Source organism: Sediminibacillus terrae (assembly GCF_009602435.1).
GTDB classification, from domain to species: domain Bacteria; phylum Bacillota; class Bacilli; order Bacillales; family Amphibacillaceae; genus Sediminibacillus; species Sediminibacillus terrae.
This window is the reverse complement of record NZ_VZDQ01000021.1, coordinates 372,918-397,628: the sequence shown is the minus strand read 5'-3', so window position 1 is coordinate 397,628 and position 24,711 is coordinate 372,918. Positions and strand designations below refer to the sequence as shown.

General features: G+C 43.9%; 21 protein-coding genes. 5 read left to right on the top strand and 16 right to left on the bottom strand.

What is annotated here, in order from left to right; all coding sequences use genetic code 11:
* Positions 1 to 76: 76 nt before the first annotated feature.
* Positions 77 to 1,042, bottom strand: a complete 966-nt coding sequence (uvsE, locus tag F6X55_RS07970; protein WP_237648618.1) for a UV DNA damage repair endonuclease UvsE — start codon at positions 1,040 to 1,042, stop codon at positions 77 to 79.
* 124 nt (positions 1,043 to 1,166) lie between these two features.
* Here uvsE and F6X55_RS07965 point away from each other — a divergent pair, with 124 nt between their 5' ends.
* From F6X55_RS07965 to F6X55_RS07955, 3 genes are all read left to right on the top strand, one after another.
* Positions 1,167 to 1,568, top strand: a complete 402-nt coding sequence (locus F6X55_RS07965; protein WP_153462649.1) for a hypothetical protein — start codon at positions 1,167 to 1,169, stop codon at positions 1,566 to 1,568.
* A 167-nt stretch (positions 1,569 to 1,735) separates the two neighbouring features.
* Positions 1,736 to 2,353: a YitT family protein gene (locus F6X55_RS07960; RefSeq protein ID WP_026570210.1), complete on the top strand. Its 618-nt coding sequence runs from the start codon at positions 1,736 to 1,738 to the stop codon at positions 2,351 to 2,353.
* Positions 2,354 to 2,633: 280 nt separating this feature from the next.
* Entirely contained in the window at positions 2,634 to 3,524 is an 891-nt protein-coding gene (locus F6X55_RS07955) for a tripartite tricarboxylate transporter substrate binding protein (RefSeq protein WP_161993063.1), read from the top strand.
* 5 nt (positions 3,525 to 3,529) lie between these two features.
* On the opposite strand, the gene F6X55_RS07950 is transcribed toward F6X55_RS07955, so the two are convergent.
* The 12 genes from F6X55_RS07950 to gltB all read right to left on the bottom strand — a co-directional run bounded on the left by F6X55_RS07950 (position 3,530) and on the right by gltB (position 20,922).
* The gene (locus tag F6X55_RS07950) at positions 3,530 to 5,479 is read right to left on the bottom strand and encodes a tripartite tricarboxylate transporter permease (RefSeq protein ID WP_153462645.1); all 1,950 of its coding nucleotides are present in this window, start codon (positions 5,477 to 5,479) and stop codon (positions 3,530 to 3,532) included.
* 58 nt (positions 5,480 to 5,537) lie between these two features.
* A complete protein-coding gene (locus F6X55_RS07945; RefSeq protein WP_026570212.1) occupies positions 5,538 to 5,819 on the bottom strand; it encodes a hypothetical protein in 282 nt (93 codons plus the stop codon).
* Between the two features lie 24 nt (positions 5,820 to 5,843).
* Positions 5,844 to 7,040 carry an MFS transporter gene (locus tag F6X55_RS07940; protein ID WP_152525535.1) on the bottom strand — a complete coding sequence of 399 codons (1,197 nt, stop codon included), beginning with the start codon at positions 7,038 to 7,040 and terminating at the stop codon, positions 5,844 to 5,846.
* A gap of 249 nt (positions 7,041 to 7,289) precedes the next feature.
* Positions 7,290 to 7,664: a c-type cytochrome gene (locus F6X55_RS07935; protein ID WP_153462643.1), complete on the bottom strand. Its 375-nt coding sequence runs from the start codon at positions 7,662 to 7,664 to the stop codon at positions 7,290 to 7,292.
* 56 nt (positions 7,665 to 7,720) lie between these two features.
* Complete coding sequence (gene tatC, locus F6X55_RS07930) at positions 7,721 to 8,455, bottom strand: twin-arginine translocase subunit TatC (protein WP_026570215.1); 735 nt, start codon at positions 8,453 to 8,455, stop codon at positions 7,721 to 7,723.
* A 21-nt stretch (positions 8,456 to 8,476) separates the two neighbouring features.
* Entirely contained in the window at positions 8,477 to 8,701 is a 225-nt protein-coding gene (gene tatA, locus F6X55_RS07925; protein WP_026570216.1) for a twin-arginine translocase TatA/TatE family subunit, read from the bottom strand.
* A 42-nt stretch (positions 8,702 to 8,743) separates the two neighbouring features.
* Positions 8,744 to 10,480, bottom strand: a complete 1,737-nt coding sequence (locus F6X55_RS07920; protein WP_026570217.1) for a GMC family oxidoreductase — start codon at positions 10,478 to 10,480, stop codon at positions 8,744 to 8,746.
* A gap of 20 nt (positions 10,481 to 10,500) precedes the next feature.
* The gene (locus F6X55_RS07915; protein ID WP_026570218.1) at positions 10,501 to 11,262 is read right to left on the bottom strand and encodes a gluconate 2-dehydrogenase subunit 3 family protein; all 762 of its coding nucleotides are present in this window, start codon (positions 11,260 to 11,262) and stop codon (positions 10,501 to 10,503) included.
* Between the two features lie 1,090 nt (positions 11,263 to 12,352).
* The gene (locus F6X55_RS07910) at positions 12,353 to 13,333 is read right to left on the bottom strand and encodes an LLM class flavin-dependent oxidoreductase (protein ID WP_153462641.1); all 981 of its coding nucleotides are present in this window, start codon (positions 13,331 to 13,333) and stop codon (positions 12,353 to 12,355) included.
* Between the two features lie 57 nt (positions 13,334 to 13,390).
* A complete protein-coding gene (locus tag F6X55_RS07905) occupies positions 13,391 to 14,458 on the bottom strand; it encodes a branched-chain amino acid aminotransferase (protein ID WP_026570220.1) in 1,068 nt (355 codons plus the stop codon).
* Between the two features lie 388 nt (positions 14,459 to 14,846).
* Complete coding sequence (locus tag F6X55_RS07900; protein ID WP_153462639.1) at positions 14,847 to 16,343, bottom strand: glutamate synthase subunit beta; 1,497 nt, start codon at positions 16,341 to 16,343, stop codon at positions 14,847 to 14,849.
* Between the two features lie 16 nt (positions 16,344 to 16,359).
* Positions 16,360 to 20,922: a glutamate synthase large subunit gene (gene gltB, locus F6X55_RS07895; RefSeq protein WP_153462637.1), complete on the bottom strand. Its 4,563-nt coding sequence runs from the start codon at positions 20,920 to 20,922 to the stop codon at positions 16,360 to 16,362.
* A gap of 132 nt (positions 20,923 to 21,054) precedes the next feature.
* On the opposite strand from gltB, the gene F6X55_RS07890 reads away from it, so the two are divergent.
* Complete coding sequence (locus F6X55_RS07890) at positions 21,055 to 21,957, top strand: glutamate biosynthesis transcriptional regulator GltC (RefSeq protein ID WP_026570223.1); 903 nt, start codon at positions 21,055 to 21,057, stop codon at positions 21,955 to 21,957.
* A gap of 344 nt (positions 21,958 to 22,301) precedes the next feature.
* Here the strand turns inward: F6X55_RS07890 and sspL are convergent, their stop codons facing one another.
* Genes sspL through F6X55_RS07875 form a run of 3 tightly spaced genes read right to left on the bottom strand, consistent with a single transcriptional unit; the run spans position 22,302 to position 23,727 of the window.
* A complete protein-coding gene (gene sspL, locus F6X55_RS07885; protein ID WP_081704512.1) occupies positions 22,302 to 22,439 on the bottom strand; it encodes a small, acid-soluble spore protein L in 138 nt (45 codons plus the stop codon).
* Positions 22,440 to 22,482: 43 nt separating this feature from the next.
* Entirely contained in the window at positions 22,483 to 22,806 is a 324-nt protein-coding gene (locus tag F6X55_RS07880) for a CHY zinc finger protein (RefSeq protein ID WP_026570224.1), read from the bottom strand.
* A 42-nt stretch (positions 22,807 to 22,848) separates the two neighbouring features.
* The gene (locus tag F6X55_RS07875; RefSeq protein ID WP_026771296.1) at positions 22,849 to 23,727 is read right to left on the bottom strand and encodes a 5'-3' exonuclease; all 879 of its coding nucleotides are present in this window, start codon (positions 23,725 to 23,727) and stop codon (positions 22,849 to 22,851) included.
* A gap of 165 nt (positions 23,728 to 23,892) precedes the next feature.
* Here F6X55_RS07875 and msrA point away from each other — a divergent pair, with 165 nt between their 5' ends.
* Positions 23,893 to 24,420 (top strand): peptide-methionine (S)-S-oxide reductase MsrA, encoded by a 528-nt coding sequence (gene msrA / locus F6X55_RS07870; RefSeq protein ID WP_026570225.1) that lies wholly within the window; start codon positions 23,893 to 23,895, stop codon positions 24,418 to 24,420.
* Positions 24,421 to 24,711 lie beyond the last annotated feature (291 nt).

Here is a 24,711-nt window from a genome sequence, read left to right as displayed (position 1 = left end):
TTTTACGTTTGATTCTTATTCTTATCTCTTTCTATAACAGTATAAAAAAAACGGAAGCAGAAGAAAATATATTCGTTTACTTCAATACAAAAGTGCTCTTATTGATCCAATTTATTTGAGGAATTTCTTTTAATTCTTCAACCAACTGGATAAGGGCGTCATCTTTTTGTTTAGCTTCAAGCATACAGTCGATTTGCTCAGTCGTTCCACTTACTTTCCGTGCAAACTCGACAACCATATTTACATCCAAAAAGTCTGCATGGTGGCGAAAGTTCTTTTTATTTTTCGGACTGGAAAGGTGAATCTTGACCGGCAGATCAGACGTTCTCCAAGTTTCCAATACCCTTGGCCAATCCAAACACCAGTCCGATTCTTCATGATTGGCTATGTGATGATGCAAATCAAATACAGTCGGAACTCCAAGTTTTTCCGAAAGATACAGCACATCTTTAAGTGTAAATGTCTTATCATCATTTTCAAGCATAATCATTTGCTGTAATTCTTCGTTCATTCTGCTCCAGTTATCAATAAACTTTTCAAGTGCTTTTTCTTTATCACCATATAAGCCTCCGACATGCAGAACGCAACGGTGCTTTACTGGAATCTTCATCGCCGATAACAACCGATGATGGTATCTCAATGTTTTGACCGAAGCTTTCAAAATTTCTTCCTTAGGGGAATTGAGAACCACAAAATGATCAGGGTGGAAATCAATGCGCATATCATTTGCAAGGGCATATGCACCGAGTTGCTGAAGATCTTCCTCTAATGACTCATAATAGTGCCACTCCGATAAATCCTCGTGGGTGGCAAGGGGTATTAATCGGGAGCTTAACCGGAAAAATGAAATGCCAAGCGCTTTATTATGTTTGAGAAGCCGCAGGCAGTTATGGATGTTGCTTCTGGCAATCCGCTCGAGTTTCCTCTTTGCCGCTTCCCGGTCGTTCAGCTGGCTGAAGGTTTTGAATGTCATTGTTTGAGATGGAGAACTGTTTGTCACCTGCTTACTCATGGCTACGTAACCAAGCCGGAAAATAGTCATCATCATGCCTCCACTTCAATCGTTTTGTAGTTAGTATGGTTAATCCCCCATTTGTTTAATCAAGGAAAAAAGAGATTTACAAGATGTCTGTCCGGGTAGATGAAACACAAAGGAGTTGATTCAATTGGCAATTATGGTTATCTGTCTGGCTATCGTCCTGATTGCCTTGGTTATAGGTGCGATAATGGGAAACCAGGCCAGAAAAGGAATTCAATCTGAGTTAAATAAGATGAGTCAAACAATGGCTCCCCTCCAGCAAGAAGTGAATGAAATGCAGCGGCAAACATCCCTTTTATCGGAAAACCAATCGTCCATTCAACACTCCATTGAAAAATCGAAAAGCGATGTACAAGAAACCATTCAAACTGTCAAGGAAATACCAGGTATGTATAAGGAACTGTTTGCCGCAAACAGTGACCGAAAACAAACTGTCGCCCAAAAAAACGTTCGTTATTTTCTCCAAGCAAGCGGCCTGCATTTTGCAGGCCGCTTCGTTTTCTTCTGTGACGGTTCATCCACTCCTTGAGGCTTGTTCTCTTTTCGCTTCTTCTAAACATAAAACGAGCCGCAAGAAAATAGAATGAGGTTGACAAGCCTTATAAAAAGAATCGAGGAGCACGGCAATGAATGTGTGGAATTTTTTCATGAAGGAACAAACAAATTTCCTACAAGCTCAGAAGGAAAATAGCAATCATGGCGCATAAAGGTGCAGTGCTCGCTTTGGTTACAATAGGAGCCATTGTTCAAGGCTATGCGATGTCCGTGTTTTTATTTCCCCATTTCATTCCATCGGGAGGAGCTGGCGGGATAGCTGTTTTGTTTAACTACTGGTTCGAAATGCCTCTCAGCCTTGCATTATGGATTGTCAATTTCTCTTTGTTGGCTGCGGCAATTCACTGGCTTGGAAATGCAAGCGCGCTCGGGACGATGTATGCCATCACAATCACCTCGCTGGCTGTCCAATTTTTTGATAATCCCCTATTTTTGCATGCCGGGAACACATGGCTCGACCTTTTGCTCGGATCGCTGATTCTGGGTTTCGGAATCGGAATCCTGTTAAAACAAGGTGTTTCCAATGGCGGAATGGGAGTCATTGCCCTGATCACGGCAAAATATCGGAACATCCCTCCTGGCAAACCTCTGTTGTTTCTTAATGGTTCTGTTTTTTTATTGACCGCATCGATCATCGACTGGCGAATCGTTATCCAAGCCATCGTTTGCCAATGGGTATCTACAAAAATGGTGGATCTCCTGTTTACCACCAAGCTTTCCTTTCTGCCAGGCTTATTGTCAATCAGAAAGAAGAAGTAACCACTTTGCATGGCTTCCCGTCATCCTTTGTGTTAAGGGTGGAAACGTAGGTCAATGACCCGGCAAGACCCCTTACTCACTGAACACGAAAATTCAGGCAATAAGGAAGAATCCGGAAGTAAAAGCCCGCATTTATCTGTTGGGACAATTTTTAAACTGTTTTAGTCGCGCATATGCTTTCTTGAAGAAGAAAGGAGCGCACAATATGAAAAGCACTTGCCTGTTATTACTCTTTTGTATATGTCCTGTTTTACTCACAGGCTGTAGTAGTAAAAGCAACGTGGATAAGTACCCGGACAAAAGTGTCCAGATGGTTGTTGCCTATTCACCCGGGGCTGCCACGGATACACAAGCGAGGATTATCGCCAAGTATGCAAAGGAATATTTGGGACAGGAAGTCGTGATTGTAAACAAACCAGGGGGCGGAGGGCAAGTCGGCTGGAACTATTTTTCATCGGTTAAGCCTGATGGATATATTCTCTCTGCATATAATCTGCCTCATATCATCACCCAGCCGTTGGTAGGAAATACTTCCTACGACATAGATACCTTTGAACCGATTGTTAACTGGGGTGGCGATCCTACTGTGTTTGCAGTGCGAAATGACAGCCAAATGAAAACACTCGATGATTTAATAAGTGCTGCGAAAGAATCGCCAGGGACCATGACGATCGGTAATGCCGGAAAGTTTGTCGGCCAGCATCTCGCTATCCTGCTTTTGGAAAACGCTGCTGAAATCGACGTGGAGGACATTCCGTTCAAAGGTTCTTCCGAAGCGATTTCTTCCTTACTTGGCGGTCACACGGATATACTTGCCGGAAATTTATCCGATATTTACCGACTGGGAAGTGAGGTAAGACCATTAGCAATCGCTTCTGAGGAAAGGCATCCTTTTGCTCCGGATGTTCCCACTTTCAAAGAACTTGGTTTTCCGCAAGTCATCATGAGTACGGACCGTGGAATCGCGGCAAGGGAAGGAACTCCCGAAGAAATTATTGAAAAACTGGAAAAATCATTCCTTGCACTATTGGAGGATCAGGAATTTTTGGACGAAATGGAGAAAGCCGGTGCCGACATGCTGGTGATGGACCGGCAGCAAATAAAAGAAGAAATAGATCGTCGATCCAAGGATTACAAGGAGCTTTTGAAATCGATTGACATTGTTGATTGACGGTTCTATAGCCAGCTTAAAACAGGAAGCGGTACCTGAAATATCAACGAAAAGACAAGGTAAAGAATCCCCGTGAAAACCACCGATACGGCGAGTAATTGTTTATAAGAAAATGTTTGCCATCTTTTTTTAATTGCATATCCGGGTATGAGCAGCATAAGCAGCAACACCTGAAAGTAAAAACCGATCAACTGGACGGAAAAAAGGATAAACAGGATAAGCAGCAGCAGTGGTACCATTTTCTTCGGCAGGATATATTGGTTATTCGGTACGTTTTTATTTTTTTTCGCTGCTTCTATCATGGAAAGCAAGGACAGAATAATCAGGGTGAATTGCGGCATGATCCGTAATTCGAACTGAAGAGTGTTCACCAAAAAAGCAGCGAGCAAACAAAAAGCAGCACATAAGATCCAAAGAATTCGACGTTTAAGCTTCACACCGAATTCTGTGTTTCGAGAGGGGCTTTCTTTCTTCCTGTGGCTGCTGATTCCCTGAAAGGTTGAAGCAGCGATTGTTCCGAAAATTAATAGAATCAGGGCAAGGTTCCAACCTCCTGAAAAGAAATAATGCCAGGCTCCACCCTCTGCAATGCCTACTTGAATACCAGTAAGCAGCCCTTCTTCAGCAATACTCCCCAGAATAAATCCAAGTGCAATCGGAGCCGCCGAAAAGTCATATCTTTGCAGAAAATACATGACAGAGCCAATAACGACAGCAGTATACACATCGAATACGTTGTTCTGAGTCGTATAGGCGCCGATAATAGAGAAAGACAGTATAACAGGCGCCATCAAGAAAGTGGGGATCAGGGCCAACTTTGTCATGTACTTGATCAGTCCCAAGCCGAGAAACAATAACAAAATTTGAGCTGCTACCATGCTGAAAAGAAAAGTATATGCAACATCTGCATGGTCTACAAATAAATTCCTTCCAGGCCAAATTCCATGAATCAACAACCCTCCGAGAAAAATGGCGGCTGTAGGCGAGCCTGGGATACCTAACGTCAGCAAAGGGATCAATGAACCGCCCACCATGGCATTGTTCGCGCTTTCAGAGGCGATAATGCCCTTTTTTTCTCCCTTTCCGAAATTGTTTTTTTTCTTTGAAAAACGTTTCACTTCATTGTAAGCAAGGATGCTGGCTATATTTCCTCCGGCTCCAGGTATCATGCCGATAAATGACCCAACCCCACTCCCGATCAAAACAGACTTCGGGCGGAGCAATACATCCTTGAAAGACTGTCCGATAGTCGAAGGTTTCATTGGTAATGGCGATTGATGGCGATTGTCAGGCTCGGTCAGCTTTTCTACCAGACGAAACGCCTGTGGAAGTGCAAATAAGCCAATTAATACAGCGACAATATGAAAGCCCCCGACAAAACTGTCTATTCCAAAAGTGAATCTTGGTAATCCAGTTACCGTATGGATACCAACAAATGCAAGTCCGATTCCGATTCCGCCGCCGATCAAATTTTTGATGACTGTTCCATCTGAAATGGCAGCAATCGCAGTGATTCCGAATACAGCAACCCAGAAAGTCTGGGCTGGACCAAATTGCAAGGAGATATCAGCAAAAACCGGGGCGAAAAAAACGAGCAACAACATTCCGAATAACCCGCCGATCACTGAAGCGATCGTAGTCAATTCAAGCGCTTTTCGCCCTTGTCCTTTTTGGGCCATGGGATATCCGTCGAAAGTAGTCGCAACAGAAGCCGGAGCACCTGGCACATTAAACAGAATCGCGGGAATCGAGCCCCCGAAGACACTTCCGCAATAAATCCCTCCTAACAGGATCAACCCTTCTGTCGGTCCCAGTGTAAAAGTGAAGGGAATCGTCAATGCAACACCCATCGTCGGGGTCAAGCCTGGCAGTGCGCCAACAATGATACCGGTCAATAAGCCTGCAGCCAAGTACAATAGATGATGCAGTTCGAAGATCTCTCCGATAAAAGCCATGAATCCTATCCCCCCGTTTCGAGATAGGATATGATATTCACCCAGTCAGCAGTTTGTGCTAACTGTCCTTTTCTTCATCCAATTCGACTTTCTTGCCGCCTATCGTCAAATAGGAATACACCTCTAAATTCGGCTTTAATTTACTGAGTCCTTGTAAGTATGGTTTCACCAAATCCTTGAAATCTTCCGTAACCCCTTCATGCTCCAATTGCCCATAAACATACATTTTCTCGTTTTCCAGTAAAAACGCTAAGTAACCGACAGCTTTTTCGCTGTCATCGACAATATTCAAAACCTGTGCCTCTTCTTTTAAAAATTCAGGTGAAAAGTAAAGTTGCAAATCTGACTCCTCCTTCGGTTTCTTTCATTCCGCCGTTAATTGTAGCTTTTTGAACAAGGTATGAGCGGTTTGATCCTCGTCCGATTTTTTCTTTTTTACATGAATAAGCAACAGACATAACAAAGCGACCAGTAATGTCAATCCAGCTGTCGTTAAGAACATGCCATTCCTCGACCAGTTCATCAGCCAGCCATATACCGGCGGGCCGGCTGCAACGCCGAGAAAACGAACAGAACCATACAGGGATGTGACAAACCCCCTTCTCGCTTTACCGACAGATCCAGTGATAAAACTGTTCAGGCATGGCAGGACGAGCCCCGTACCGATACTGCTGACTACCAGCACGGCAATAAATGGAATAAGTTTGGTGAAGAATACGAGTGATGCAAAGGAAGCTGTCATCAGCAATAACCCCAATACGATCAGCATTTTCATGACCCGATGGTTTTTCCCTATTTTACTACCGGTTGTAAAGGAGGTGGACATCAGGAACAATAACGGAATTGCCAGTACACAGCCTTTAAGCACACCGTTGATGTTGTATTCACTTTCCAGGACATCGGAAAGATAAAATAGCAGGCCGAACAATGTAAATAACCCGGTTGCTCCTGCTAGATAGGCAGTAAATAACCAGCGGCCTTCATGCTTGAACACGGTGAATAACCCTTTCAAATAATTACCGAGAGTCGGTGGCTTTTGCTTTTTCTTTTTCTCTCTCACGAAAAACAACAGTAATAAAACCGATATGATACAAAATACAGGGAAGCCAAAGAAAGGCCCATACCACACAACCAAAGCAAGTAGGGATCCGACAATCGGAGACAGCACTTTGCCAAATCCGTTGGATGCTTCTACTAGGCCTAACACTTTGCTTTGTTCTCCTCCCTTGAATAAATCGCCTGTCAAAGCCATAGCGATAGGTGCGGTTCCGGCAGCGCCGATTCCCTGTAATGCTCTCCCGATCAACACCCACATATAGGCATTGTCGAACCAGGCACTTGCCATACCTGCGAGGAGACCGCCAAGACCGTAAAGCGTCAATGCCGGTAAAATGATACTTTTCCTTGTAAAGCGGTCGGATAAATAGCCAAGGACTGGAATCGAAATAGCCGCAGCGATGGAAAAAATCGTTATGGTCAAACTTGCTTGAAAACTGTTGATGCCAAGTTCCGATTCCATTTTGGGCAATATCGGGATAAGCATTGAATTGCCAAGCGTCATAATAAGCGGAATGGAACTGATTGCCAAAATGGCCGGGCCTTTGTGTAATTTAGTTGCCACTGGGCTTGACACACTCCTTTTCTACTTTGCTATCTATTATGGGGACTGGAGCTTTTATTATGAGTAAAAAAAATTACCAGGTAAGACTCGGCATAAATCCCACCCCACTCGTATTCACTTGAACAAAAAAGCTTGTAGGGGGAGATTTATGATCTCCCCCTACAAGCTTCATTAATTTCTATATTTACTTTATTGTGCGACTTCTTCCGTAATGTAAGCTGCCACATCGGCTATTTCAGAGTCGGAAAGATCTCCTTCAAAGGAAGGCATGCCGTTTCCGCCGTTGCGTACCTTATCTTCGACTTTTCCTTGGTCTTGTGCTACTTCAGATTCCTGCAAGTTCGGTCCGCTGGCTCCTTGGCCTTGTTCACCATGGCAAGATAAACAGTTATTTTCAAAAACGGTCTTACCATTTGAAGGATCTCCGGATTCAGCTGTTTCTGACCCGCCGCCCGAGTCTGAACCTCCGGAGCTGTCCTCGCCACCGCCGCCTCCGCAGGCTGCCAGCAGCAATGCTATTGCGAATAGTGAAGCCATCAGTAGAAACTTTTTGTTTTTCATCATGTTAGCTCTTCCTCCTTGTGAATCATTTATAAGTTAATGAATTAACTTAGCGATAATCAAGATGCTTCCTTTTCTGCTTCTGTCCGTAGTCTGCGCTTATACATCACTTTGGACAGTACTACCCCCAGTTCATAAAGGGCAATCAACGGACCTAATACGATAATCTGCGATATAACATCCGGTGGAGTGATCAAAGCAGAAACCACTGCCATCAGCAGGTAACCATATTTACGGACTTTTCCGAGCTTGTCCGGTGTGACCAGCCCTACAGCCGTCAAAAACATCAATACCAACGGGACTTCAAATAAAAACCCGAGCGGTATGGAGGTCATCAGCATAAAAGAAAAATACTCTTTTGCGGTGATCATCATATCAAAATTTTGCGTCCCCAAATTCATTAAAAATCCGAATACGGTAGGGAATATAACAAAAAATCCGAAAGCAAGTCCAGCAACAAAACTCAGAAAAATCCCGGGAATAAATGTTATCGCTGTTTTGCTCTCTTCTTCCGTAAGGGCCGGCTTTACAAATTTCCAAATTTGATATCCGATAAACGGAGCGGAAAAGCCGAGACTAAGACTCCCGGCAATCCCAGTATAAAACCGGACCACATCCAGCGGTCCAAGCATGACAAGCTTTTCCTGATCGGTCAAAAGCGGAACAACTTGATTGATGGATAGCAGGATCGCAACAAAACATACAGCGAAAAAAACGACAGAGCTTATGATTGCTTTTCGTAAATCAGAAATATGCTCGACGAGCGTTTGTTCTTCAATCTGAGCCTCTTGCATGGTCATTCTCCCCTTGATTCATTAAGATGGTAAGTCTTTCTTTTCTTCCTCGGGGGCATCAACCGTTTTTTTGCTGTTAGTGGATTCATCATTGTCGCTCATCAGGTGGCTGGCAGACTTTTTAAATTCCGATAAAGTCTGTCCAAAAGCTGCACCGATTTCCGGTAATTTCTTCGGTCCGAAAATGATCAAGGTGACAACCAAAATAATAATCAAACCGGGTATTCCGATATTTGTGAAACCCATTGTCCATCTCTCCTTTTGATTGCTTTATTCGAGCTTACTCTCTTATGCTAACTGGCTGGTTTTCTTTGCTTGTACTAACTGACCATCTTCATCTCTGAATTTGAGGATACCTTCAGCGGCACGATATGCAAGCGCTCCTACAGTCCCGGTCGGATTGTAACCGCCATTATGAGCAAAGGCTGAAGCTCCTACGACGAAAACATTGTCTGCATCCCACATTTGCAAGTAATTGTTGACTGCTGACGTTTCTGGGTCATCCCCCATGATAACTCCGCCTGTATTGTGTGTTGTTTGATATGGCACAATGTTATAATGATCGCTGATAGAACGGGGCTCTACGTTGTCAGCACCCATTTCTTTCATTATTTCGGCACATTTTTCAGATATATACTCATGGAGTTTTCGATCTTGCTCCGTATAGTCGTATGTCAATCGAAGCAATGGGTTGCCATAAGCGTCCGTGTAATCTGGATCAAGACTTAAATAGTTTTCCCTGTGCGGCATGGATGCTCCCTGTCCCCCTACAGAAAGGGTACGGTGATAGTACTTAATCGATTGGGATTTGAACTCCTGTCCCCAGTTCGGTGTCCCGCTCGGTACGGTATTATTGTTGATCGGCCGTTTACCGGTCTGTGTGATAGAAACGGAAGCTCCGTGAATGAAATCAAGATCAGAATGATCAAAATTGTCGCCATTGTAGTCATCGACAGAAGCCCCGAGTGCTCCTGCCCCCATATACGTATTGAATTTCTCTTCTTCAAAGAAGCCTGTAGCCCCAGGAAGGATTTGATAGCAATAGTTCTTGCCGATTACGCCATTCCCTGTCTCCGGATCATAAGGCTGACCGAGCTCGGACTGTAATAACAATCGAGTATTGTTCATTACATAACTGGTCAAAACAACGATATCTGCTGGTTGTTCAAATTCTTCTCCTGTTTGAACATCGACATATTTAACTCCTGTGGCGCGATTTCCGTCATGCAGGATTTCTGTGACATTTGCGTCGGTTCTCAATTCAAAATTCCCTGTAGCTTGGGCAGTAGGAATAACCGTTACGTTAGGCGAGGCTTTTGCACCATATTCACATCCGAACCGTTCGCAGAAACCGCAATATTGACATTTATACATTTTCTGTCCGTCAGGGTTTTCATAGTTCTCTGTCATATTGGCGGAAGGCAGTTGAAAAGGATGTAAATCCAAGTTTTTTGCAGCTTCTTTAAACTTTTTCGTAATCGGCGTATCTACCATTGGCGGATTCGGATAAGGGTTGCTTCTGGGAGCGCCCATCGGGTTCTCTTCCCCGCCGATTCCTGCCGTTTGTTCAAATTTATAGAAATACGGTTCCAATTCTTCATAGGTAATGCCCCAATCTTGCAAGGTATAATCATCACCCAGTTTATTCCCGTATTTTTCTTCAGTCATCGACTTAATTTGCAAATCATACGGCAAGAAGCGCCATGTTTGCCCATTCCAGTGTACGCCGGCTCCTCCCAAACCTTCTCCCAACAGGAAGGAACCCAACTGCCGCATCGGCAATGCTCGTTCATCTCTGTTGTTTCGGAATGTAAGTGTCTCTTTGGACAAATCCTGCATCAAATCATACCGAATGGCATATCTGTATTCATCATGCACCATTTGGAAGTCTTCCGTGGATCGTTCTTTCCCACGCTCAAGACCGACTACTTTCACACCTTCCTTTGCCAGTTCGGCTGCGATAATGCCGCCTGTCCAGCCTACTCCGACAGTTACTACTTCAACTTTGTCCAATTTTTTTGCCATTGTTCATCCCCCTATGCTCATTATGATGAAATATGCGCTCTTAATGCTTTAGGCTCTTTCTCGATGAACTCCTCCTTCTTGATTTCATCGAGGTAGCTCATTTGACTTCCCGGGAATTGTTTCATTTCCCAGGCCGCCATGTTTCCATTTCCGCCATATAACGGATCAGAATAGGCTCCTTCAATGGTCGCCGAGCGAAGCAACTCGAAAAATGTGGTTGGGGTGACCCCTTTTAAATCCACATCTCCATCCTGGAATTTTTGTAGGATTTCGTCCTGTTGTTTCCCTTCCAAATCGACAAAGGATGCGTCAAAGTCTTTTTGACTCTGCTGTTCAATTGCTTTTATTCCTACATCAAAAACTTCATGGCGTTTCAGTCTGGTTTGATAACCCTGAAAATTGCTGCCTTCATAAAATGGCCCTTGCATGTACTCTTTATCGTTATGTCCATATGCACCAGCCAATTGGTGGTCAATGAAGTAAGGAACTCCCAATTCAATGGCGCCTGGTCCATTATCATCTTCCGGGAAGATCCTTTCCGTTGCTGCACTAAGTATGTTGAAATCTTTTTGTCTGGCAAAGTACATCAAGGCTTTATTGAAGTTCGTTTTATTCGAACCTCCATCCGTTGTATTGGACGCTGTCTGGCTTCCGTTGTTGGTGACGCTGGTCGTGACCAATGTCCCCAGCAAACCGCCCCCGATAGCACCTCCTGCTACATAGCCGGAGTTTTTAATGAATTTCCGGCGTGACATCTTTGTATTGCTGTTATTTTCCGCCATCTTGTTCCTCCTTCCAAAATATGTAGTTGGCGGTCACTCTAGTAAAAGTAACCTTAAATACTAGTTACCACTGATTAAACTTGTTAAACATATAGAAAGAAAAAAACCTTCCTGATTTGTTTGAAAAACTGCCATGACAGGAACAGAAAATTTGGATTTTCAACTATGTCTTTAACATTTGAAGCCCTTGTGGAAAGATAGACTTTAACTTGTCCGTGTTATAATGGAAAGCAAACAAAAAGGATGAGGTGGTGACAATAGCCTGCCACCAAAGCAAAAACCGAACGAACTCTAATCGCTAATCGAATTCGCACGGTTTTTATGTGTATGTTTCTTAGATGAACTTCTTTTGTCAGTTGTTTGATGCATGTTTCGTCTCACACGAGTGGAGCCTTGCACAATTCGTTAGAGAAGGGTAGAATCATTGGCTTTTTTAACCAAAATCCGAACAAGCCACTGAAAAAATCCTTTCTAATCTAGAAGAGATTTTAAAGTTTTTTGTTGATTCTCATGAATCGCTTATCGGTGGATGCTTGCCGCGGGCACGGCGCCACCACCGAACGCTCATCGCGGAATCAACAGAGGGTAAACGAAAAAGAAAATCACTCTTTTTTCTTGTACAATGAAAGGAATACATAAAAGAGGTTGCTCTTGAGAAAGGCGTGATTCAATCGAAGTCTCTCATCCTTGATACGACGCATACCAAGGCTCGATACAATCAAACATCCCCTCAAGCGTAACCGTTCCAAGAACGTCCGTAAAATGATTTATTCTATCGATGAATCCATGAAGAAAAAGTTTCTGAGAAACAAACCGAAGTTACGCTTGAAGCCGAGCTGGATTATTCGGAACGTCTTGTCGAAGTCATTTTCACAGCTAATGTGAAGCAAATAGTTAAACTAATGAAGGAATAGACGGTGCAAACCTCTTGAATTAGACAAAAAACGGTCTGTATGGAAGTTAAATTCTACACAGACCGTTTTTTATACTTATACTTTACATAGACTGTCAGTTCTTCAGTGGCCTCAAACTCGTTCGGTTTTTGTTTCGGCCACAATGCTTTTGTCCGAGTATCTTCTTGTTTCAATCGTTATCCGTCAATTTTCAATATATTTTCATACAAGAGCCGGTAGGAATCTAATCGCTGTTGATAGTTACTAGCATAAGTGACCACCATGATTTCATCTGCTTGAAAAGACGATTGAACTTCTTTCAGTTTATCTTTTACCATTTCCGGCGTTCCAGCTATGATTTTCTTCAACTCTTTTTTTATCCTCTGCTCGTCTTCGATTTCCAAAGCAGCTTTCTTGTTTACCAGCTGTTTTTCTGCAATCACTTTATTTTGCAAGACAGAGTAGGCGATCTCTTCCGCCTTTTCCTGAGTTTTTGCGCAAAGTGCATTCACGGTAACGATGGCATATGGATAGCTGAATTCGGGTCCCGGTTCAAAATGATTCAAATATTGTCTGACGGCTGCCTGTCCATCGTTATCGCTCATGAATTGACCAAAGACATACCCTGTACCGTTCCTGCCTGCCAATTCGGCGCTTTTTATGCTTGTTCCAAGCATCCACGGTACCGGAGGTTTTTCTGGAACAGGGGTTGCTTTCGTTCCGGCATAAAAAGCATTTTCAGGAAAATCATCCCGTAAAAAGTGCAGCAGTTCAACAATTTTTTCTGGCATCTTTTTGACATTTTCTAAAAAATTTCCAGAAAGAGCGATAGATGCCTCCGTAGATCCACCAGGTGCACGGCCGATGCCAATGTCTACTCTTCCCGGAAATAAAGAGGCAAGCAGATTGTAGTTTTCCGCTACCTTGTATGGCTGGTAGTGAGGAAGCAGAACAGCCCCGCAGCCAACCCGTATTTTGTTCGTGACAGCTCCCAGAAATCCCAGCATCGATTCCGGGGCAGAACAAGCAATGTTTTTCATATCATGGTGCTCTGCCATCCAATAACGGCTATATCCCCATTGGTCCGCCAGCTTCGCAAGCTCACCGGCAGCCTGTAAAGCTTCATTTGCTGTATGGCCGGGGAATACAGGCGCTTGGTCCAATATGCTTAATTTCATTGTTGTCCTTCTTCCTTGTCTATATTTCCTTTCAACCTTTATAAAGGCATTTTAGCGTTAATCGATATCTATCGTCCAATTAAACGGATCTGGCTGTTTTCCAGTCTGTATCCCAGTCAATGTGGTATAAAGCTTTCTGGCAACAGGGCCTGTTGCTCCCCCGTTTACTTCAATGCTTTCTCCGTTCCAAGATAGTTCACCTATTGGAGAAATGACGGCGGCAGTACCTGACCCGAAGGCCTCCTCCAGTTTACCGTGTTTTGCAGCCTCAAAGACTTCTTCCATCGAAACTCGCCGTTCATTTACGGGATAGTCCCAATGCTTCAACAAATCGATGACCGAACTTCTAGTGACACCTTCCAGTATGCTGCCGTTCAAAGCAGGCGTGATCAATTCCCCGTCAATCTTGAAGAAGACATTCATGCTGCCGACTTCTTCAATGTATTTCTTTTCGACTCCATCGAGCCACAGAACTTGAGCAAAGCCTTTATCTGCTACCATTTCCTGTGCTTTCAAACTCGAAGCATAATTCCCTGCCGTTTTTGCTTCTCCCGTTCCTCCGGCCACTGCCCGGACGAATGTATTTTCTACGGCGATTTTTACTGGGTTGATTCCTTCCTTGTAATAAGCACCTACAGGAGAAAGTATGATGATAAATTGATAATTTTTCGACGGAGCCACTCCTAAATATGGTTCTGTAGCAATGACAAACGGTCTGATATACAAGGATGTACCTTCAGCCGAAGGCACCCACTCTTTATCCAACGAGACTAACGTAGTGATCGCCTCCAAGGCTAACGTTTCATCAATGGCGGGCATGCACATTCGATCGTTCGAACGGTTCAAACGCTGCATATTTTTCCCCGGGCGAAACAGTTTCACCTTACCTTCAGGAGTCAAATAGGCCTTCAACCCTTCGAATACCGTCTGGCCATAATGGAAAATGATAGATGCCGGATCCAATGTAAGAGGCTGATAAGGAATGATCCTCGGCTCATGCCACCCTTTATCTGCAGAGTAATCCATGATAAACATGTGATCTGTGAAAATTCTTCCAAACTCCAACTGATCAGTCGTTGGTTTTGATTTGCTTGTTTCAGATTTAGTAATTTTAATTTTTTCCATGTTCAAGACTCCCCGCTTGTATGTAGTTATTGTTCAAGGCAATTTTTGTTCGGTTTGTATTGTTGCCATCTTGAGAAAAAATGCGACTATATGTGTGATAACCAATTGTCATTTTTTTACGCTCACTTGCAAAAGAAAAAAGAGAGAAAAGCTATCTTGTTCTGGTCGCAGATCATTTCAGCCGACTTTAACAACCTATTCAAAAAGAACCTTTTTCAAAATAGTTTGTAAAAAACATTTTAGTACGAAATGGATGGGAAAAACAACCGAAATCAATTCTTTTTTTAATCAAGCGCTTTCTTGCTGGATCCTTTATAAGCGTCATCTATGTAAGAAAAGACCTTGCTCCACAGCAGGAGACAAGGCCTTGATTCAATGTTGTGCCATTTTACATAGCTGCTACAGTTGGAAGCGAGGAAGCTCCCATCAAAAAGCGATCAACCTGCCGGGCCACTTCACGGCCTTCATTGATTGCCCAAACGATTAAGCTTTGTCCTCTGCGTGCATCTCCGGCAGCAAAAACACCTTCCACATTCGTTGAAAAGTCACCATAAGCAGCTTTGACTTTCCGATTATCCGTATCAATGCCAAACTGCTGTATCACTGATTGTTCCGGCCCTTCAAATCCGATTGCAATCAGTACAAGCTGAGCTGGCCATACTTTTTCTGTTCCAGGAATTTCTTCGTAGACAAACATGCCGGTCTCATCGGTCACTTTCTTCATTTGAATCGTATGCAATTCCTTCAAATTGCCATTCTCGTCCTTGACGAATTTCTTCGTTTGAATGGAATATTGTCGAGGATCTTCACCGAATTTCGCTTCTGCTTCTTTGTGGGCGTAATCCACGCTGAAAACCTTTGGAAATTCCGGCCACGCATTATCTTCTGTCCTAGCCAAAGGAAGTTGCGGATGCTTGCCAAATTGCACAATACTATTGCAATTTTGCCTTAATGCGGTGGCGATACAATCAGCTCCTGTATCACCTCCACCAATCACAATGACATCTTTTCCTTCTGCATCAATCCATTCTCCATCTTCCAATTCTGTACCGAGCAGCCTCTTTGTGGAAGCCGTCAAATAGTCCATCGCAAAGTGTACCCCTTCAGCTTCTCTTCCTTGTAATGGCAAGTCACGCTGCTTCTGAGCACCTGTACAGACGATGACTGCATCATATTGGGCATTCAGTTCATCAGCCGTGATATCCTTGCCAATTTCGGTATTGGTAACAAAGTCTATTCCTTCTTGCCTTAACAATTCAATCCTTCGTTCTACTACCTCTTTCTCGAGCTTCATGTTAGGAATGCCATACGTCAGGAGCCCGCCTGCTCTATCAGCCTTTTCATACACCGTAACAGTATGGCCTGCCTGGTTTAGTTGATCGGCGCTCGCCATTCCAGCCGGTCCTGAACCTACTATTGCGATCTTTTTACCATTCCGCTTCTCTGGAATGCGGGGAGTGATCCAACCATTTTCAAATCCTTTGTCGATGATTGCCTTTTCGATGTTTTTAATCGTGACAGCTGGATCAGAGATAGCCACGGTACAGGAGCCTTCACAAGGAGCAGGGCACACCCGTCCAGTGAACTCCGGGAAATTATTCGTTTTTTCCAGTCGTTCCAGAGCCTCTTTCCATTTTCCGCGGTAAACCAAATCATTCCATTCAGGTATCAAATTGTAGACAGGACAACCAGAGGTAGCCCCGTTGATTTCAGTGCCGATATGGCAGAAAGGAGTTCCGCAATCCATACAGCGCGCTCCTTGTCTGCTCATTACTTCATCCGAGAAAGGAGCAGAATATTCTTTCCAATCGTTTAAGCGTATTTTCGGATCACGTTCAGCTGCTTCTTCCCGCTTAATTTCGATAAAACCAGTTGCTTTTCCCATATTCTAATCTCCTTTCTTAGTGTACGACCACTTGCTTTTTGTTCTTCTGTGCAGGTATGACCTTTTTGCCTTTTTTGGCATTGAATGCTTCCATTTTTGCAGCTTCTTCCGATAATCCGGAAGCTTTCAACCCTTCGATATGTTCCAACGTTTGTTTGTAATCTTTCGGTATGACTTTGACAAACTTATCGACTGCATGATCCCAGTCAGCCAGAATGGCAGCCGCTTTGCTGCTGGAAGTATAATGGTGATGGTTTTCCACCATCTCTTTCACTTCTGCGATTTCTTCGTAACGAGAAAGGTGGTCGAATTCGATCATTTCTTTATTCGTCAAGTACTCGAATCGCTCTTTGTCTTCTGTATAAACATAGGCGATACCACCTGACATACCTGCTCCGAAGTTCTTTCCGACTTCCCCGAGAACGACGACACGTCCGCCTGTCATGTATTCGCATCCGTGGTCTCCGATTCCTTCGACTACCACTTTTGCACCGCTGTTGCGCACTGCAAATCGTTCGCCTGCGAGACCGTTGATATAGGCTTCCCCGGACGTTGCTCCATAAAAAGCCACATTGCCGGCAATGACATTGCTGTCGGCAAAGACTGTCGATTCTTTCGGGGCTGTAACAACGATCTTGCCACCAGACAACCCTTTTCCGACATAGTCATTAGCATCGCCAGTCAATAGCATGGACATCCCTTTCGGTATAAAAGCTCCGAAGCTTTGACCGGCCGAGCCGGTAAATCTCAATGTAATCGTGTCCTCTGGCAAGCCTTTTTCTCCGTACCGTTTCGAAATCTCGCTTCCGGTAATTGTACCTGCAACACGGTTGATGTTGCGAATCGGGAAGGAGACATCCACCCTTTCCTGACGCTCTATTGCTGGTTGGACAGTTGGCAAGATTTTAGTCATGTCCAATGATTGTTCCAATTTATGATTCTGAGCAGTCTGGGCAGTCCTTACCCCTTCAACCGGGTGGATGAGTCGCGACAAATCAAGATCTCTTGCCTTCCAATGCTGATTCGCACGTTCACTTATTTCTAAAACTTCGGTCCTTCCGACCATTTCATCGATAGAACGAAAACCTAATTCCGCCATAATTTCGCGTACTTCCTCTGCGACAAATCGCATATAGTTCACAATATGGTCAGGATCGCCCATGAATTTTTTCCGCAGTTCGGGGTTTTGAGTAGCAACACCTACAGGACAAGTGTCCAGATGGCAAGCACGCATCATAACGCACCCCAATACGACAAGAGGAGCCGTAGCGAAACCAAACTCTTCAGCACCTAGCAGGGAAGCCATGACGACATCCCTTCCTGTCATCAACTTGCCATCGGTTTCCAATACTACACGATCTCTAAGTCCATTGAGCATCAAGGTTTGATGGGCCTCTGCCAGTCCAAGCTCCCAAGGCAGCCCGGTGTGTTTTATGCTTGTTTTAGGAGAGGCGCCCGTTCCGCCGTCATATCCAACGACGGATATGACATCTGCAGCACCCTTGGCCACACCTGCGGCAATGGTGCCCACCCCGGCTTTGGCGACTAATTTGACACTGATCCTTGCTTGCCGATTGGCATTTTTTAAATCGTGGATGAGTTGAGCCAAATCCTCAATTGAATAGATGTCGTGATGTGGTGGAGGTGAAATCAACCCAACTCCTGGTGTAGACCCACGGACATCTGCAACCCAAGGATAAACCTTGTTTCCCGGAAGCTGGCCGCCTTCTCCCGGTTTTGCTCCTTGGGCCATTTTGATTTGCAGTTCTTCTGCATTCACCAAATAATGGCTTTTTACGCCAAAACGACCTGAAGCAATTTGCTTGATTGCACTCTTGCGAAGATCTCCGTTTTCATCCGGGGTGAATCGCCGGGGGTCTTCTCCGCCCTCCCCGCTGTTGCTTTTTCCGCCTAAACGGTTCATCGCAATAGCCAGTGACTCGTGTGCTTCTTGACTTAAAGAACCAAAAGACATGGCACCTGTCTTAAACCTTTTGACAATCGCCTCGACAGATTCGACTTCCTCGATAGGGATCGCCCTATTGTCCGATTTAAAGGTGAACAAATTCCTTAAAAAGTTCAGTCTCTCTCCATCGGCGGCTCTGGAGTACTCCTTGAACAAATTATAATCCCCTCGCCTGCACGCCCACTGCAGCGTATGGATGGTTTTGGGATTAAATGCGTGATGTTCGCCGCCTTTTCTCCACTGAAAATCACTTCCGGAATCCAATGTTTCGTCAATGGTTTCAGCAAAGGCATCATCATGCCGCATTTTTGCTTCTGAACCAATCGTACCCAGTCCAACACCATCGATTTGGGAAGCTGTTCCGGTGAAATGCTCATCGATAACTTGTTTACTAATCCCGACAGCCTCGAAAATCTGCGCTCCACGATAACTTTGCACAGTGGAAATTCCCATTTTTGACATCACTTTGACTACGCCTTCCGTTACACCTGCGATGTACTTTTCCACTGTTTCCTGGTAGCTTAACTCCAGATTCCCTTCAGCAATCACCTGCTTGAATGTTTCGTAAACAAGGTACGGGTTGATCGCATCGGCGCCATAACCGATCAATGCTGCAAAGTGATGGACCTCGCGAGTTTCCCCGGTCTCTATCAATATACTCACTTTTGTCCTGTTGCCTTGTCTCACCAGATATTGGTGCAAGGCACTAACGGCAAGTAGTGCCGGTATCGCTGTATTTCGTACTGACATTTCTCTATCTGACAAAATAATCAGGTTGATCCCTTCTGCTATTGCCTTTTCTGCTTTTTGGAAAAGATTTTGCAATCCTTCCTCCAAATTATCTTCGAAGAGGGAAGGAATCACTCTGCTTCTGAAACCTTCATATTTATTTTCCGAGAATTCCTGCAGCTGATAATTGGACAGCACCGGTGTTTCCAATTGAATCCGACGGCAACTGCTTTGGTCAGGATGCAAAATATTCCCTTCCGGACCCAGGAATGTCATGGTCGATGTCACGATTTGTTCCCGATAGGCATCGATTGGAGGATTGGTTACTTGGGCAAACAATTGCTTGAAATAATTGAACAAAGACTGCGGTCTGTCGGACAGTACAGCCAATGGCATATCACTACCCATCGAACCAATCGGATCCTTTCCTTCTTTCACAACTGGCACGAGGTATTTATAGACATCCTCATACGTATAGCCGAACGCTTTCTGACGGATGAATAAATCGGCTTCCGGATCAGTCGTTGTTTGTTCGACTTGATTGGATACTTTTACAAGTTGATTATCCAACCATTCCTGATAAGGTTTCTCTTGAGCCATCTCTGACTTGATTTCTTCATCAGAGATGATCCTCCCTTCTTCCAAGTCCAATAACAGCATTTTACCCGGGCTCAGCCGGTCTTTGTATAATACATTTTCTTCCTCGACATCGATGACCCCTACCTCCGAAGAATAAATGATGTAATCATCCTTCGTCACATAGTAGCGGGCAGGTCGCAGACCATTTCGATCAAGGATTGCTCCGATCTGCTTACCATCTGTAAAGGTGATCGAAGTCGGACCATCCCATTGTTCCATCAAGGTGCTGTGGTATTCATAAAACGCCCGTTTTTCATCCGAAATATGCGGATTGTTTTTCCAGGGTTCGGGAATGAGCATCATCGCTGCATGGGCCGGTTTTCTACCTGCCAGGGTGAAAAATTCCAGAGCATTGTCCAAAACAGCGGAATCGCTTCCTTCGGCATTGAGAATCGGCATGACTTTCTGTAAATCTTCGCCGAATGCTTCAGAAGCGAATTGTTTCTCGCGGGCTTTCATCCAATTCGCGTTTCCGCGCATTGTGTTGATTTCTCCATTGTGGATCAAATATCTATTGGGGTGTGCTCTTTCCCAAGTCGGAAATGTATTTGTACTAAAACGTGAATGGACTAATGAAAAGGCAGACACAAACGAATCATCTTGTAAATCTAAATAAAACTCATCCACTTGTTCAGGTGTTAACAAACCTTTGTAGACAATCGTCCTGCTGGATAAACTGGCAAAGTAGAATCGATACTCCTGTTCTCGGGCCCAGTTTTCCGCTTGTTTCCGGATGACGTAAAGTTTTCGTTCGAACGCCAGATTATCTACTAAGTCATCTGCGGCTCCAATGAATACCTGTCTGATCACCGGACAAGTTTCTTGTGCTTTTATTCCGATATTTCTGACATTTACAGGTACATCACGCCAGCCGAGCAGCTTCTGCCCTTCTTGTTCGATAATGTGGTTCACATAACCTTCCACTTGCTCCTGTTCATGTGAATTTTTAGAAAAAAAGACCATGCCTACGCCATATTTCCCAGTCTCTGGCAGCTGGATATCCGTACATACCTTACGGAAGTAAGCATCCGGCACTTGAACCATCAACCCAGCACCGTCACCAGTCATCGGGTCGCTCCCCTGACCGCCGCGATGGTCAAGCTGGCAAAGCATTTGCAATCCTTTTTTTACAATTTCATGTGTCGCTAATCCCTTGATATGAGCATATAATCCGATTCCACATGCATCACGTTCAAATGCAGGATTGTATAAGCCTTGTGCTTCAGGCATCTGATTAAAAGTCATAATATACGCCCCCGTTTACTCTATTCCAATTAAGGTGTCTTATTTCTATTGTAGGTTTTCTTATTCATCCAAACAATATATAATATAGATTAAAACTATCTCATTTCGAGATTAATGAAAAAAGGTGAGCCTGTGGAACTACGACAATTACGTTATTTTATGGAAGTCGCAGAAAGAGAACACGTATCAGAAGCTGCTGTACACCTGCATGTTGCCCAGTCAGCCATCAGCCGCCAAATCGCCAATCTGGAGTCGGAACTGGGAGTATCTTTGTTCGAACGTGAAGGACGAAATGTAAAATTGACTCAAATCGGCAAGGTTTTTTTGACACACGCCAAGACAGCAATGAAAGCAATCGATCATGCAAAAAAACAAATCGATGAACACCTTGACCCAGAGAGGGGGACGATCAAAATCGGATTTCCGACCAGCTTGGCCAGCCACTTGTTGCCAGCCGTGATTTCGGAATTCAAGAAGAAGTACCCCAATATCGCATTCCAGCTGAGACAAGGCTCTTATAATTATCTGGTTGATGCTGTGAAGAAACGCGAATTGGATTTAGCCTTTTTGGGGCCTGTGTTAACGAACGATCCGGAAATAGATGGACGAATTCTTTTTTCTGAAGACATTTCGGCCCTTGTGCCTGCTTCCCATCGTTTGGCCGAGAGGCAGAGCTTGCATTTAAGAGATATGAGGAACGAAGAATTTGTACTATTCCCTGAAGGGTTCATTTTGAGGAAAATAGCGATGGACGGATGCCGTCAGGCGGGCTTCACGCCAAGAATTTCTTCAGAAGGCGAGGATTTGGACGCAATTAAAGGGCTGGTATCGGCCGGAATCGGGGTCACCCTCCTTCCGGAAAGTGTTTTTTCCGAATCCACCCCAAGATTCACGAAAAAAATAACGATTGATACACCACATTTGCGTCGTACTGTCGGAATCATCAAACCAGCAACAAGAAATCTCGCTCCTTCGGAAAAAGTTTTTTACCAGTTTGTTCAGGACTTCTTTTCTGTGTTGGAGCAATTTCAGTAAATCTGTTCAAGCCTTGAAAAAGGTAAAAAACACGAATAGACTGTCTGTGACCGGGGATAGCGAACAACTTTGCAGCGAAGATAGCCGAAAGCTTTTGAAACAGATTCCCTCTCCCGCAGGGAACAAGATGAAGTTCCGCATCCTTTGCTGGCTAAGTCACAGTATTTCATGTTCAAACAAAGCACATGATAAAAGAAGAGGCAAAAAACGGATGATGCTCCTGGTATCGAACCATCATCCGTTTTTTTGCTTTTGCAGGTTTGTTTTACATCCCTTTTGATTCATATACTTTCTTCTATATTATGCGTGTGAATAGTCACAGAAAGATAGAGCCCTATAGGGCTCTATCTTTTTGTATTGCTTTTTTTCGCTTTTGCTTCCAAATCAGAATGCGGCCTTTGATCTGCAGTATCTTCCGTCAGACCTTGAGGGGTGACACTGGGTGCTGCTTGCCCTCTGCCTCGTTTTCTTTCTTTTGCCATTGGGAAACACCTCCACCTTTAGCTTGGCAGAAGTATTGTCGATTTATCCAAAATAATAATGATGGTGCAGATGACAGCCAGGATTAAAAGCAGCAAGACAATAAGGACAAGTATCGGCTGCTCTATAAGCTTCAATCGTCAATTCTTTGTGACAACTTCCGCATAACACAGCTTTCTTCTTGTTCTCCTCTTTGGCCCATACCTTAGCGTCATGTCCGGCTGTTTCCTGATGGCAACGATAACAGGGATAATACGCATGGCAACAGGCAAATTTGATCGCAATGATATCAAGCTCCGAGTGATAGTGTTCACATCTAGTGGCTGTATCGATCACTTTGCCGTAGACTTCATGATTACCGATCAACATTGTTTGCCCTCCTATCCCTCACACAATCGGTTGGAATCTGATCTATCCGACTTGATTAACCATTTTGGAAAAACCACGGAGCTCCAGCTCTGCAAATTTATGTTGAATCAATTCTGTGTTCACTTTCCAGATTGCATCTTCCAGTGCACATTCAATTGGTACCTCACAGTGAATCTCCGCCAGCTTTCTGGATAAATGAAGCATGTCCAAATTTTCTTCTATTTTTTTTCGGATACCGTTCGAAAGTTTTTCCAGATTGGCAAGAATGTCTTCAATAGAACCAAATTCCGCCAACAATTTCAAGGCTGTTTTTTCACCTATCCCTTTCACTCCTGGATAATTGTCTGATGTATCCCCCATCAAGGCCTTCATCTCAATCACTTGATAAGGGGAAATTCCTTTTGTCTGATAAAACGTATCCTTTTTATATACTGCGTAATTACCTTGTCCCTTTTTCATGATAGCCACGGAAACTTGATCATCCACCAACTGGAGGATATCCTGGTCTCCGGTCAAGATGGTGACTTGATGTTCCTTGCCATACTGCCGTGCGAGTGTACCGATACAATCATCAGCTTCAAACCCTTTAGTGCCGACATTCGGAACATCAAAAGCCTCCATTACTTCTTTAATCAAATCGAATTGGGGTATCAGCTCTACTGGCGGCTCTCCTCGGTTGGCTTTGTATGGGGCGTAAAGCTCATTGCGGAAAGTTTTACTCCCCATGTCCCAGCAGCAGATGACATGACTTGGCTGAAAAGTGGCAATGGCATCCAAGAAATATTTTAAAAAACCAAAAATACCGTTCGTCGGTATCCCTTTGCTGTTAACCATGAAATTGCCTGTGAAGGAAGTGGCATAAAAACCTCTGAATAACAATGCCATTCCATCGACTAATAAAACATTATGCTGTTTATCCATATCATTTACTCCCTTATTTACAGTGAAATGAAGCTTATCATTCTATATTTTAACACACAAAACTCATCCTGTAGAAAGGTTGGTTAAAAAACAACAAAATTGATAGATTTCATTTCTCTGTGATATAGTTAATTTTACAATTCAGCAGACAGAGGGTGGCAGAACATGACTAAACAAACAGCTTTGGCTACATTTGCAGGTGGTTGCTTTTGGTGCATGGTCAAACCATTCGACCAATTCGAGGGCATCCATCAAGTAGTTTCAGGATATATGGGGGGACATGTCACAAATCCTACCTACGAACAAGTGAAAACAGGCGAGACCGGCCATTATGAAGTGGTTCAAATAAGCTTTGACCCGGATATTTTTCCTTACCAGCGACTGCTGGATATTTACTGGCCACAGGTTGACCCGACAGATGATGGAGGACAGTTCCATGACAGGGGCAGCCAGTACCGTGCCGCCATCTTCTACCATGATGAAAAGCAAAAGCAATTGGCAGAACAATCGAAACAAGCGATTATCGACAGTGGCCGGTTTCAGCAGCCAGTTGTTACAGAGATCCTTCCTGCCAGCACCTTTTATCGTGCAGAAACTTATCATCAGGACTTCTATAAGAAAAATAAAAAATACTACCAGGAAGACAGGGCTAAATCCGGAAGAGACGAATTCATCGAAAATCACTGGTCTTGATACCGTCTTTTTCGCAAAGCTAAAAGATGAAGAAAGCTTATATTTTGAAAACTTCTAACCAGAAGGGCATGATCATTTATAAGATGCCAGTTGGACCATAGCGATAAAGTTTGAAGGGCCGCACCGTTCTTTTTAACCGGTGTGGCCTTTCATTAATATATATGACAGGGTGTTACTTTATCGTTTAAAACGAAAACAAGTTTCTTCGCCATAGAAGCTTGTATCAAACCGTAACCAAAACAATTTGTGATTCAACGTTGATGAGATTCATTTTTTCGGTGGCCATATTAT

Excerpts from the sequence above, each read along its gene's own strand:
- uvsE (WP_237648618.1), bottom strand. The coding sequence starts at position 1,042 with ATGACTATTTTCCGGCTTGGTTACGTAGCCATGAGTAAGCAGGTGACA.
- F6X55_RS07960 (WP_026570210.1), top strand. The coding sequence starts at position 1,736 with ATGGCGCATAAAGGTGCAGTGCTCGCTTTGGTTACAATAGGAGCCATT.
- F6X55_RS07950 (WP_153462645.1), bottom strand. The coding sequence starts at position 5,479 with ATGGCTTTTATCGGAGAGATCTTCGAACTGCATCATCTATTGTACTTG.
- F6X55_RS07940 (WP_152525535.1), bottom strand. The coding sequence starts at position 7,040 with ATGACGCTTGGCAATTCAATGCTTATCCCGATATTGCCCAAAATGGAA.
- F6X55_RS07935 (WP_153462643.1), bottom strand. The coding sequence starts at position 7,664 with ATGATGAAAAACAAAAAGTTTCTACTGATGGCTTCACTATTCGCAATA.
- tatC (WP_026570215.1), bottom strand. The coding sequence starts at position 8,455 with ATGCAAGAGGCTCAGATTGAAGAACAAACGCTCGTCGAGCATATTTCT.
- tatA (WP_026570216.1), bottom strand. The coding sequence starts at position 8,701 with ATGGGTTTCACAAATATCGGAATACCCGGTTTGATTATTATTTTGGTT.
- F6X55_RS07920 (WP_026570217.1), bottom strand. The coding sequence starts at position 10,480 with ATGGCAAAAAAATTGGACAAAGTTGAAGTAGTAACTGTCGGAGTAGGC.
- F6X55_RS07915 (WP_026570218.1), bottom strand. The coding sequence starts at position 11,262 with ATGGCGGAAAATAACAGCAATACAAAGATGTCACGCCGGAAATTCATT.
- F6X55_RS07910 (WP_153462641.1), bottom strand. The coding sequence starts at position 13,333 with ATGAAATTAAGCATATTGGACCAAGCGCCTGTATTCCCCGGCCATACA.
- F6X55_RS07905 (WP_026570220.1), bottom strand. The coding sequence starts at position 14,458 with ATGGAAAAAATTAAAATTACTAAATCTGAAACAAGCAAATCAAAACCA.
- F6X55_RS07900 (WP_153462639.1), bottom strand. The coding sequence starts at position 16,343 with ATGGGAAAAGCAACTGGTTTTATCGAAATTAAGCGGGAAGAAGCAGCT.
- gltB (WP_153462637.1), bottom strand. The coding sequence starts at position 20,922 with ATGACTTTTAATCAGATGCCTGAAGCACAAGGCTTATACAATCCTGCA.
- sspL (WP_081704512.1), bottom strand. The coding sequence starts at position 22,439 with ATGGCAAAAGAAAGAAAACGAGGCAGAGGGCAAGCAGCACCCAGTGTC.
- F6X55_RS07880 (WP_026570224.1), bottom strand. The coding sequence starts at position 22,806 with ATGTTGATCGGTAATCATGAAGTCTACGGCAAAGTGATCGATACAGCC.
- F6X55_RS07875 (WP_026771296.1), bottom strand. The coding sequence starts at position 23,727 with ATGGATAAACAGCATAATGTTTTATTAGTCGATGGAATGGCATTGTTA.
- msrA (WP_026570225.1), top strand. The coding sequence starts at position 23,893 with ATGACTAAACAAACAGCTTTGGCTACATTTGCAGGTGGTTGCTTTTGG.